Source organism: Gemmatimonadota bacterium, from assembly GCA_039715185.1.
Classification (GTDB): domain Bacteria; phylum Gemmatimonadota; class Gemmatimonadetes; order Longimicrobiales; family RSA9; genus DATHRK01.
Map to the genome: position 1 here is coordinate 34737 of JBDLIA010000018.1, position 11224 is coordinate 45960.

The following is an 11224-nucleotide window of genomic DNA, read 5'->3' on the forward strand; positions in this document are numbered from 1 at the left end:
CAACCGCGTCAGGGAGCGGCGGCGCCCGCGACCGCCGCGGACGGTCCGCCCAGCGCGGTCGCGCCGGCGCTGGCGAGGTCCAGGAGCGCGGCGGGGAACAGCCCCGCGGCGAGCACGCCGAGCGCGCATACGGCCAGCACCGCGACCACGCCCAAGGGGATCCGCAGCGGCGCCCGGGCGCCCCCCTCGGCCGGGTCGTGGAACCACATGTGCCAGGCCACGCGCAGGTAGTACCAGTAGGACACCAGCGACGTCAGCACGAGCACTATGGCCAGCGCCAGCAGGCCACGCTCCACCGCCGCGCGCAGGATGTAGAGCTTGCCGATGAATCCGCCCGTCAAGGGAAAGCCCGCCAGCGAGAGCAGGAAGATGGTCATGGCGATGGCCAGCGCCGGCTTGCGCCACGCCAGCCCGCTGTACTCGCCTATGCCCATGCGCGCCTCGCCCAGGCCGGCGACCGTCATCACCACCGCGAAAGCGCCCACGTTCATCAGCGTGTAGACCGACAGATAGAACAGGAACGCGGCGGCGCCCACGTCGGTGCCCGCGGCGACCGCCACGAGCAGGTAGCCGGCGTGCGCGATGCTCGAGTACGCGAGCAGGCGCTTCACGTTGTCCTGCGCCAGCGCGACCAGGTTGGCGCCGACCATCGTCAGCATCGCCAGCCAGAACGCCAGCTGTCCCCACGTGGCGTACATGCCCGGGAAAGCCGTGAGCAGCACCCGCACGAGCGCCGCAAAGGCGGCCGCCTTCACCGCCGCCGCCATGAACGCGGTGATGGGAGTAGGCGCCCCCTCGTAGGCGTCGGGCGTCCACATGTGGAACGGCACCGCGGCGATCTTGAAGCCGAAGCCCACCAGCAGCAGCGCCAGCCCAACGGTGACGAGCGGGCCCCCGCCGTCCGCCAGGATGTCCCCCAGCCGCACCAGGTTCACGGTGCCGGTGCCGCCGTAGATCATGGCGACGCCGAACAGCAGGAACGCGCTCGAGAACGCGCCCAGCAGGAAGTACTTGAGCCCGGCCTCGGCCGAGCGCTGGTCGCGCCGGTTGGCCGCGGTGAGCACGTACACCGCGATCGACAGCAGCTCCAGGCCCAGGAAGATGACTATCAGGTCGCGCGACCCGGCGAACACCATCATGCCCACCGTGGCGAAGAGCACCAGCGCGTACAGCTCGCCCAGGTGCATGCCGTTCTCTTCCAGGTAGCGCGGCGCCATGCCAAGGAACAGCGCCACCGCGAGCAGGAACAGCGCGTTGGAGAACACCCGGAACGAATCCAGCGCGATCATCCCGGTGGCGTCCGCCTCCTGGAGCCCGAGCAGCCACAGGTTGGCCGCGAACGCCGCGGCCACGCCCAACCCGGCGAGCGCCGGGATCAGGCGAGACGAGGGCCGGCTCGCGTCGCCCTTCTGGAACACGTCCACCAGCAGCACGATCATCGCCGCCGCGCTCAGGACCAGCTCGGGTAGCAGCACCCACGCGTAGTCCACGGCCGACGCGTAGTCGATCATCACGGCGCGTCCTCCTCGTGCGCGCGGTCGACCGCGGCGGGCTCCACTTCGGCCAGCTCGATCACGACCACCTCACCCGGCGCAGCCGCGATGGGCGCCACCAGCCTTTGCGCCTGGACGCGCTCCACCACGGACTCGACGGAGGTCTCCATGCGGCGCAGGAACGGACCCGGCTGGACGCCCATCCAGATCATCAGCGCGAGCAGCGGCGCCAGCACGACCGCCTCACGCGGGCTCAGATCCAGCAGCCGCTCGTTGTCCGGGTCGTCCACCGCGTTGAAGAAGATCCGCTGGACCATCGGCAGCATGTAGTAGGCAGCGAAGATCACGCCGAGGCCCGCCACCACGGCCACGAAGGGGTGCGTCTCGAAGGTCCCCAGCAGCGCCAGGAACTCACCCACGAAGCCGCTCGTCCCGGGCACGCCGATGCTCGCGAGCGCGGTGATCACGAACGCCGTGGCGAGCATGGGCGTCACCGCGGCCAAGCCGCCGTAGGCCTCGATCAGGCGCGTGTGGCGGCGCTCGTAGAGCATCCCCAGCAGGAGGAACATCGCCCCCGTGGCCACGCCGTGGGAGAGCATCACGATCATCGCGCCCTGCAGCCCGTTCACGGTGAGCGCGAACACGCCGATCACCACGAAGCCCATGTGCGCCACGGAGGTGTAGGCGATCAGCTTCTTGGCGTCCGGCTGCACCGCGGCCACCCACGCCGCGTACAGGATGCCGATCACCCCGAGCACCATCACCACGCTCACCACGTCGGGGTGCGTCGAGGCCAGCGGGAAGAACGGCAGCAGGAACCGCACGAAGCCGTACGTCCCCATCTTCAGCAGCACCGCGGCCAGGATGACCGAGCCGGGCGTGGGGGCCTCCACATGCGCGTCGGGCAGCCAGGTGTGGAAGGGGAACAGCGGCACCTTGATGGCGAACGCCAACGCGAACGCCGAGAACAGCCAGAGCTGCTCCTTCAGCGTGAGCGGCACCTGCAGCAGATCCACGTAAGCGAAGGACGGAGCACCGGTTAGAGCCTGGTACTTGAAGAACAAGTAGAGGATGCCCACCAGCATCAGCAGCGAGCCCGCGGCCGTGAACAGGAAGAACTTGATGGCCGCGTAGACCCGCCGCTCGCCGCCCCAGACGCCGATGATCAGGTACATCGGCACCAGCACCAGCTCCCAGAACACGAAGAAGAGGAACACGTCCAGCGCGACGAACACGCCCACGACCCCCGTCTCCAGCAGGAGCATCATCGCGTAGAAGGTCTTTTCCTTCTTCTGGATGTAGCGGAAAGAACCGAGCGTGGTGATGGGAAACAGCAGCGTCGTGAGCAGCACCAGCAGCACGCTGATCCCGTCCACGCCCACCGAGTAGGAGATGCCCCAGGCGGGGATCCACTCGGCCGCGCTCCGGAACTGGAATCCGTCGACGCCCGCGGCGAACGAGAACCACAGCGGCAGCGACACGACGAACTCCGCCGCGCCCGCCGCCAGCGCCACGTACTTGGCCCAGCGCGGCGGCGCCAGGACCACCGCGAGCATGCCCGCCACGGGAATCACGAGCAGCGCGTTGAGCACCCAGCCTCCCGTCATGGCGTCCACATCACGAAGCCCAGGAGCATCAGCACGCCCGCCACGATGGCGGCGGCGTACAGCGCGGTCTGGCCGGTCTGCGCGCGGGAGGCGACCGTCCCCACGCCACGGGTCAGGCGCCCGATCCCGTTGACCGCGCCGTCGATCAGCCCCTCGTCCACCCAGCGCCAGAGCGCGCGCGACGCGCCGATCACGGGCCGCACGACGGCCGCGTCGTACAGCTCGTCCACGTACCACTTGTCGTAGAGCACCTTGGCCAGGCCGCGCGGCGCCTCGGCGGCGGCGGCGGGGGCCACCGCGCGGCGCCGCAGCAGCGCCGCGGTCACGGCGATGACCGCCACCGCCATGAGCAGCGACCCGAACGCCCAGGCCACCTCACCGCCGCCGAACGGCGCGGTGTGCAGGCCCTCGCCCACGTTCGTCGCCAGTACGGCCTCGGCGCCCTCGGTGACCGGGTGCAGCCAGTCGTGCAGCCACTCCGAGTGCGGGAACCACCCCAGCAGCCGGTTGTGTCCGATGGCCTCCGGCACGTTGATCCAGCCGCCGACGACGGACGCCGCGGCGAGCAGCGCCAGCGGCACCCACATCACCGCGGGCGCCTCGTGCAGGTGCGTCGCCTCCTCCGCCCCGGTCCTGTTGGCGCCGTGGAAGGTCAGGATCATCAGCCGCGTCATGTAGAACGCGGTCAGCGCCGCGGCCGCCAGCGCGATCACCCAGAACGCGGTGTACCAGGCCGCGAATTCTCCGTGCGCGCGCGCGGCGGTCTGCCAGATGATCTCGTCCTTCGAGAAGAAGCCGGCGAAAGGCCACACCCCGGCGATGGCCAGCGTGGCGATCCACATCGTGATCCACGTCATGGGCATGTAGCGCCGCAGCCCGCCCATGTTGCGCATGTCCTGCGGGTCGCCGTGATTCAGCGTCCGGTGCATGGCTTGGTGCATGGAGTGGATCACCGCGCCCGCACCCAGGAACAGCAGCGCCTTGAAGAACGCGTGCGTGAAGAGGTGGAAGACGCCCGCCGCGTACGCCCCCACGCCCACGCCCAGGAACATGTAGCCGAGCTGGGACACGGTGGAGTACGCGAGCACCTTCTTGATGTCGGTCTGGACCAGCCCGATGGTCGCGGCGAACAGCGCGGTCGCCGCGCCGATGCCTGCCACCACCAGCGACGCCACGGGGCTGAGCGCGAACAGCACCGACGCGCGCGCGATCAGGTAGACCCCGGCGGTGACCATGGTCGCGGCGTGAATCAGCGCGCTCACCGGCGTGGGGCCGGCCATGGCGTCGGGCAGCCAGATGTGGAGCGGGATCTGCGCGCTCTTGCCGGTCGCGCCCAGGAACAGGAACAGACAAATCCAGGTGATCGCGAGGCCGCCGAACGCGAACGCCGCCGGCGCCGCTTCGAACACCCCCGCGAAGTCCAGCGTGCCGACCTTGACGTAGATCATGAACATCGCGATCAGGAAGCCGAAGTCGCCGATCCTGTTCACGATGAAGGCCTTCTTGCCGGCGTCCGCCTTCTCGCGGTCCCGGAACCAGAAGCCGATCAGCAGATAGCTGCACAGGCCGACGCCCTCCCAGCCCACGAACATCAGCGGGAAGCTCGACCCGAGCACCAGCACCAGCATGAAGAACACGAACAGGTTCAGGTACGCGAAGTAGCGCGCGTAGCCGGGATCCTCGCCCATGTAGCCCACGCTGTAGACGTGGATCAGGAAGCCCACGCCCGAGACCACCAGCGCCATCAGGATCGACAGCTGGTCGAGCTGCAGCGCGGCGTCCACGCGCAGCTCGCCCACCGGCAGCCAGGTCCAGTAGGTCTCGATCACCGGGCCGTGCAGCTCGGCCCCCGACATGCCCAGGAAGTTGGCCAACGCCAGCGCGAACGCGAGGCCCACCACGCCCGGCCCCACCAGCGTGGGGATGAGCTTCGCCCTGGGCGCGACGAACGCGGCGACGCCGTTCACCAGGAACCCGGCGAGCGGCAGCAGCACGATCGCCCACGGCAGCACCGGGTGGAACTCGCTCACCGGGTCACCAGCGCAGCACGTTGATGCGGTCCAGGTCCACGGTCTCCCGCAGCCGGAAGATGGAGATCACGATCGCCAGCCCCACCGCGGCCTCGGCGGCGGCCACCGAGATCACGAAGAACACGAACACCTGGCCGTCGATCCCCAGCGTCCGCGAGAACGCCACGAACGCCAGGTTGCCCGCGTTGAGCATGAGCTCGACGCACATGAAGACGATGATCGCGTTGCGGCGCACGAGCACGCCCGCGACGCCTATCACGAACAGGAACGCGGCCAGGATCAGCGAGTGCTCGACGAGGGCCACTTAGACTCTCCTCTTTGCGAGGAGCACCGCGCCCACGGCGGCGGCGAGCAGCAGGACGGAGGTCACCTCGAAGGGCACGAGGTAGTCGCGGAACAGCGGGTCCGCGATGGCGCCTACGACGTCGGGGTCGACGGGGGCCAGCGGCGCCCGCGCCACGCCCGCTTCGGGCCGCAGCACGCGCACGAGCGTGAAGCCCACCGAGCCCGACGCGACCGCGCCGGCCACCAGCCACGCGCCCAGCCGCAGGTCCGGCCGGTACTGCTCGCCCAGGTTCAGCAGCATGATCACGAACAGGAACAGCACCATGATCGCGCCGGCGTAGACGATCACCTGGACGGCCGCGATGAAGTGCGCCTCCAGCAGCACGAAGATGCCCGCCAGCGAGAAGAGCGAGAGCACCAGGAAGAGCAGGCTCGCGACCGGGTTCTTGCTCGCCACCATCGCCACCCCGCCGGCCACCGCGAGCGATGCCAGGATCCACCACATCAGCTCGGCGATCATTCGGACGCCGGGTCGGCCGGATCCCACAGCGCCGTCACGTCGTGGTCCTGGGCCATCAGCCGGTCCAGGTCGTAGACGAAGCGCTCGCGCGTGTACTCGGCGTTCTCGTAGTCCTGCCCCACGTGGATCGCCTCCACCGGGCAGACCTCCTGGCACATGCCGCAGAAGATGCAGCGGAACTCGTCGATCTCGTAGACGATGGGATAGCGGTTGCCCTGGTCGTCCTCGCCGGGCACGAGCCGGATGCAGTTGGCCGGGCAAATCGTGGGGCACAGCCCGCACGCCACGCACTTGGGCCGGCCGTCGGCGTGCACCTCCATGCGGTGCGTGCCGCGCCAGCGCGGCGCCAGCTCCGGCTTCTCGTCCGGGTACTGGAGCGTGACGTGGTCGGTGTCGATCAGGTGCCGGAAGGTCAGCGCCATGCCCTTGAGCGCGGCGCGCATGTACGACGTGCCCCGCTCGGGGCGCTTCAGGACCTTGGTGCGAATCGCCATCAGGAGCTTCCTCCGGCGGGCACCGGCTCGTCCACCACCTCGGCCTCCGGCGCGTCCGCGTGCGGCGCGCGGCGCGGCGTGCCCGAGATCACCCGGTCGCGGTCCAGCCAGAAGAAGAAGGCCGCCATCGCCACCACGTTCACCGCGGTCAGCACGAGTCCGTAGCGCAGGCCGTAATCCCAGCCCAGCGTGTCCAGCGCCAGGATGGAGGCGCCCATGAGCACGATGAACGCGAGCGACGTGGGCAGCATGACCTTCCAGCCCAGGTGCATGACCTGGTCGTAGCGGAAGCGCGGCACCGTCCAGCGCACCCACATGAACAGGAACACGAAGAACAGCGTCTTGGCGAAGAACGAGCCCGCGGTGACGAGCGTCTTCCACACCTCAGGCCGGGCGCCCTCGACGACGCCGGGGGCGATCACGCGCATGTCGTCGAACGACGCGAAGGGCACGTCCCAGCCGCCCAGGAACAGCGTAGCCATGAGCGCCGACGCGGTGAACATGTGTGCGTACTCGGCGATGAAGAACATGCTGAACTTCATCGACGAGTACTCGGTGTGATAGCCGGTCACGAGCTCGGCCTCGGCCTCGGGCACGTCGAACGGCAGCCGGTTGGTCTCGGCGAACGCGGACACCACGAACAGGAAGAACGCCAGCCCCAGGGGCAGCGCCAGCCACAGCCCCAGCTCCTCCTGCTGCAGCCACACCACCTGCGTGAGGGTGACGTTGCCGGCGAGCATGAACACCGGGATCAGGCTCATCCCCAGCGCCACCTCGTAGCTCACCATCTGCGCGCCGCCGCGCAGCCCGCCCAGGAAGGAGTACTTGCTGTTGGAGGACCAGCCCGCCAAGACCAGCCCGTACACGCCCATGCTGGACAGCGCCAGGATGAACAGGATGCCGATGGGCAGGTCCGCCACGACCATGTCCACCAGCCCCCACGGCGTGGGCAGCGGCGACGCGAACGGGATCACCGCGAAGGTCACCAGCGCCGGCGTGATGGCGATCATGGGCGCCAGGAAGAAGTACGTGCGCGAGGCCTGCCCCGGCGCCGTCTCTTCCTTGATGAAGTTCTTGAGGCCGTCGGCGACCGGCTGGAGGATGCCGCCCGGCCCCACGCGGTTGGGCCCCAGGCGGTCCTGCATGAACGCGGACACGCGGCGCTCCATCAGCGTGAACAGCGCCACCAGCACCATGGTCGCGCCGAACACCGTGAGCACCTTGATGTTCACGATGATCAGCTCGGCGGTGCCCGATAGCGCGCCCAGGTCGTGCTGGCTCATCCCACCTCCGCGCCGTCCGGGGTGACCCGCACCGAGGCGTTGGCGAGCGCGCCGAAGGCGCCCAGGACCTCGTAGCTGAGGCCCCGATAGGGCGCGTGCCACTCGCCCAGGCGCAGGAACGCGTCGGCCGCCGACGCGGGCGCCGAGCCGTCCTCGGCGCCCGCCAGCACCACCCCCAGCACCTGCCACGCGGGGCGCGCCTGCGCGGGCGCCTGCAGCGCCGCCCAGAAGCGCTGCACGCGACCCTCGTGGTTGGTGAAGGTGCCGTCCTGCTCGGCGAAGGTGGTCACGGGCAGCGCGAAGTGCGCGGCGCGCGCCGCGGGCGTGAGGGTGTGGCCCAGGTACACGAACAGGTCGGCGCCCGCGCCGAAGTCGGCGGGCAGGTCGGCCAGGTCGTCGCCCAGCACCACCAGCACGCCCCCGGCGCGGTCCAGCCCGCCCGCGCCGTCGTCGTCGCCGGCGCGTTCGAAGCCGAGCGCCTCCAGGCCGCGCACGTTGGGCGCGAGGTCGCGCCGCCGCGCGAGCCCGGGGACGCCGACGCACGGCACCTCGGCGTCGGCGCGCGCGGAGCGGTAGAGCTTGCGGGCGCCGCCCAGGACGTCGGCCAGGCGCCCGGCCAGGCCCGCGTCCTCGTTGGACTGGCGCGCGGACACCAGCGCGGTAACGCCGCCCCGCCCGTCGTGTCGGGAGACGCGGTCCACCAGCGCCAGGATCGCCTCGCGCCAGTCGGTCTCGGCCTGCTCGCCGTCGGCGCCCCGCACCATGGGCGCGTCCAGCCGCCGGGCGGCGCCGTCGCCGGACGCCAGCGCGCTCTCCGCGGCGCCCCCGCCCACGGTGGACGGCGCGCGGTTCAGCCACTCGTAGTCGTAGCGCCCGTGGTCGCACATCCAGTACGCGTTGACCTCGGGGTTCTCGCGCGGGCGCAGCCGCTGCACCGCGTTGTCGCGCACGTCCACGTGGACGTTGCAGCCCTGCGAGCAGCCGGAGCAGATGGACGGCGCGCGGTCCAGGTCCCACACCCGGGCCTTGTGGTGGAAGTCCTTGGCGAGCAGCGCGCCGACGGGGCAGATGTCGATGATGTTGTGCGCCCAGCCGGACTCGTCCAGGCCCTGCTCGAAGAACGTGTCGATCACCGAGCGGTTGCCGCGCTGGACCACGCACAGCAGGTCGTCCTGCGGGACTTCACGCATGAAGCGCACGCAGCGCGTGCACATGATGCAGCGGTCGCCGTCGTAGACGATGCCGCCCGACTCGCCGCCGAAGAAGTCCTGCCCCAGCACCCGCTTGGGCTCCGCCGAGCGGCCGTGCTTGCGGCCCTCCTGGTGGACGTAGTCCTGCAGGCTGCACTCGCCCGATTTGTCGCACACCGGGCAGTCCAGCGGGTGGTTGGCGAGGTAGAACTCCAGCACGCCCTCGCGCGCTTCCTGGGCCTCGCCGCCCTCGGTGCGGATGACCTGCCCGTCGCCCACGTGGGTGATGCACGCCGGCTGCAGCTTGGGCGCGCCCTCCACCTCCACCAGGCACATGCGGCACATCGCCGGCGCCGACAGTCCGGGGTGGTAGCAGTAGTGCGCCACGCCCACGCCCGCGTGCTCGGCGGCCTCGAGGATGCGGGTCCCGGCGGGGACGGTGACCTCGATCCCGTCGATCGTGCAGGTGACGGTGCCCTCGGCGGCCATCGCGCTACACCTGCACCGTGGCGGCGACGGTATCGGCGACCGAGGCGGCCGCGACCGCCTCGGGTATGAGCGCCAGGTAGTCGTCGCGGAATTTCTCGAGCGAGCTCAGGATGGGCGCCGCGGCCGAGTCGCTGAGCACGCAGATGGTGGTGCCGATCATGTTCTTGCCGAGCTGCACGAGGGTGTCCAGGTCGTCCATCGTCCCGCGCCCGCGCTCGATGCGCAGCATGATCTTGGCGAGCCAGGTCGTGCCTTCGCGGCAAGGCGTGCACTGGCCGCAGCTCTCGTGCGCGTAGAAGTCCACTATGCGGCGCACCTGCTTTACGATGTTGGTCGAGTCGTCCATGACGATGACCGACGCGGTGCCCAGCATGCTGCCCGCCTCTGCCACGCCCTCGTAGTGCATGGGGATGTCGATCTCGCCGGCGGAGAGGATCGGCACCGAGCTGCCCCCCGGGATCACCGCCTTGAGCGAGCGGCCGTTCGGGACGCCGCCGCACACGTCGTAGAGCAGCTCCTTCAGGTTGAAGCCCAGCGGCAGCTCGAAGTTGCCGCGCCGCACCAGGTGCCCGGACATGTTGAAGAGCTTGGTGCCGGGGCTTTTCTCGGTGCCCCACTGGCGGTACCAGTCGCCGCCGTTGGTGACGACGTGCGGGATCGCGCACAGGGTCTCGACGTTGTTGACCGTGGTGGGCCTGCCGAACGCGCCCACCGCGGCGGGGAACGGCGGCTTCACGCGCGGCTGCCCGCGCCGGCCCTCCAGCGAATTCATGAGCGCGGTCTCTTCGCCGCAGATGTAGGCGCCGGCGCCGCAGTGCAGCGTGACGTCGATCGACACCCCCGACCCCATCACGTCGGCGCCCGCGATGCCCGCCTCGTAGACCTCCTCGACGGCGCGCGCCAGGATCTGCGTGGGCTCGAAGAACTCGCCGCGGATGTACACGTAGACGTGCTCGGCGCGGATGGCGAAGGCGCCGATGAGCGCACCCTCCAGCAACTGGTGCGGGGTCCAGCGGATCAGCTCGCGGTCCTTGAACGCGCCCGGCTCGGACTCGTCGGCGTTGATCAGCAGGTAGTGCGTCCCGCTCTTCTCGCGCGGCATGAAGCTCCACTTCACGCCGGTCGGGAAGCCCGCGCCTCCCCTGCCCCGCAGGCCGCTGGACTTGACCGTGTCGATGACCTCCGCGGGTCCCAGCTCGAGCGCCTTCGCGAGCGCCCGGTAGCCGCCCTGCTCGCGCCAGCCCTCCAGCGTACGCGCGCGCGGGTCGCCGAAGCGTTCGCTCAGGACGCGCGTCTCGGAAGGGTGGCGGTACGGGTAGGCCATTACGCGTCGCCCCCATCGTCCGACGGCGTTTCCGCGGAAACGTGCCCCGATCCGCCAGCGCCCGTCGGCCGCGCCCCGTTGCCCTGCGGCGTGCTCAGCCCCTCGGCCTCGAGCCGCTCCAGGATCGCCGGCACGTCTTCGTCCGCCACGCCCTCGAAGTAGCGGTTGTTGACCTGGACGACGGTCGGAAAACCGCACGCGCCCAGGCACTCGGCCTCGATCACGGTGAACAGCCCGTCGTCGCTCACCTCGCCCGGCGCCGCCCCCGTCTCGGCCAGGAAGCGCGCCGCCACGTCGTCCGCGCCGCACAGGTTGCAGCTCACGTTGGTGCACACCTGGATCAGGTATTTCCCGACCGGGCGCCGGTTGTACATCGTGTAGAAGGTCGCCACCCCGCGCACCGTGGCGGGCGCCAGCTCCAGCAGCTCGCCCACGCGGTCCATGGTCCCGGGCGATACGTGCCCGCGCACCTCCTGCGCCAGACTCAGCACCGGCAGCAGCGCGCCGCG

10 protein-coding genes are annotated in these 11224 nt (G+C 70.3%); all 10 read right to left on the bottom strand.

The annotated features are described in order from the left end of the window. Positions 1-8: 8 nt before the first annotated feature. Entirely contained in the window at positions 9-1511 is a 1503-nt protein-coding gene (locus tag ABFS34_05390; GenBank protein ID MEN8374864.1) for an NADH-quinone oxidoreductase subunit N, read from the bottom strand. Continuing rightward, a complete protein-coding gene (locus ABFS34_05395) occupies positions 1511-3100 on the bottom strand; it encodes an NADH-quinone oxidoreductase subunit M (protein MEN8374865.1) in 1590 nt (529 codons plus the stop codon). Before ABFS34_05395 ends, ABFS34_05390 begins: the two co-directional genes overlap by 1 nt. Then, complete coding sequence (gene nuoL / locus ABFS34_05400; GenBank protein MEN8374866.1) at positions 3097-5130, bottom strand: NADH-quinone oxidoreductase subunit L; 2034 nt, start codon at positions 5128-5130, stop codon at positions 3097-3099. The genes ABFS34_05395 and nuoL overlap by 4 nt, the downstream gene beginning before the upstream one ends. 4 nt (positions 5131-5134) lie before the next feature. Then, positions 5135-5434, bottom strand: coding sequence for an NADH-quinone oxidoreductase subunit NuoK (nuoK, locus tag ABFS34_05405; GenBank protein ID MEN8374867.1), 300 nt, complete (start codon positions 5432-5434; stop codon positions 5135-5137). Continuing rightward, on the bottom strand, positions 5435-5935 hold the full coding sequence (locus ABFS34_05410) for an NADH-quinone oxidoreductase subunit J (GenBank protein MEN8374868.1): 501 nt from the start codon (positions 5933-5935) through the stop codon (positions 5435-5437). Beyond that, entirely contained in the window at positions 5932-6429 is a 498-nt protein-coding gene (locus ABFS34_05415; GenBank protein ID MEN8374869.1) for an NADH-quinone oxidoreductase subunit I, read from the bottom strand. The genes ABFS34_05410 and ABFS34_05415 overlap by 4 nt, the downstream gene beginning before the upstream one ends. After that, positions 6429-7712, bottom strand: coding sequence for an NADH-quinone oxidoreductase subunit NuoH (gene nuoH / locus ABFS34_05420; protein ID MEN8374870.1), 1284 nt, complete (start codon positions 7710-7712; stop codon positions 6429-6431). Before nuoH ends, ABFS34_05415 begins: the two co-directional genes overlap by 1 nt. Continuing rightward, positions 7709-9391 carry a 2Fe-2S iron-sulfur cluster-binding protein gene (locus ABFS34_05425; GenBank protein MEN8374871.1) on the bottom strand — a complete coding sequence of 561 codons (1683 nt, stop codon included), beginning with the start codon at positions 9389-9391 and terminating at the stop codon, positions 7709-7711. Before ABFS34_05425 ends, nuoH begins: the two co-directional genes overlap by 4 nt. Positions 9392-9395: 4 nt before the next feature. After that, positions 9396-10715: an NADH-quinone oxidoreductase subunit NuoF gene (gene nuoF, locus ABFS34_05430; protein ID MEN8374872.1), complete on the bottom strand. Its 1320-nt coding sequence runs from the start codon at positions 10713-10715 to the stop codon at positions 9396-9398. Then, a partial coding sequence (locus ABFS34_05435) for an NAD(P)H-dependent oxidoreductase subunit E (protein ID MEN8374873.1) occupies positions 10715-11224 on the bottom strand: 510 nt, incomplete at its 5' end. The genes nuoF and ABFS34_05435, both read right to left, overlap by 1 nt.

Excerpts from the sequence above, each read along its gene's own strand:
- ABFS34_05390 (MEN8374864.1), bottom strand. The coding sequence starts at position 1,511 with ATGATCGACTACGCGTCGGCCGTGGACTACGCGTGGGTGCTGCTACCC.
- ABFS34_05395 (MEN8374865.1), bottom strand. The coding sequence starts at position 3,100 with ATGACGGGAGGCTGGGTGCTCAACGCGCTGCTCGTGATTCCCGTGGCG.
- ABFS34_05410 (MEN8374868.1), bottom strand. The coding sequence starts at position 5,935 with ATGATCGCCGAGCTGATGTGGTGGATCCTGGCATCGCTCGCGGTGGCC.
- ABFS34_05415 (MEN8374869.1), bottom strand. The coding sequence starts at position 6,429 with ATGGCGATTCGCACCAAGGTCCTGAAGCGCCCCGAGCGGGGCACGTCG.
- nuoH (MEN8374870.1), bottom strand. The coding sequence starts at position 7,712 with ATGAGCCAGCACGACCTGGGCGCGCTATCGGGCACCGCCGAGCTGATC.
- ABFS34_05425 (MEN8374871.1), bottom strand. The coding sequence starts at position 9,391 with ATGGCCGCCGAGGGCACCGTCACCTGCACGATCGACGGGATCGAGGTC.
- nuoF (MEN8374872.1), bottom strand. The coding sequence starts at position 10,715 with ATGGCCTACCCGTACCGCCACCCTTCCGAGACGCGCGTCCTGAGCGAA.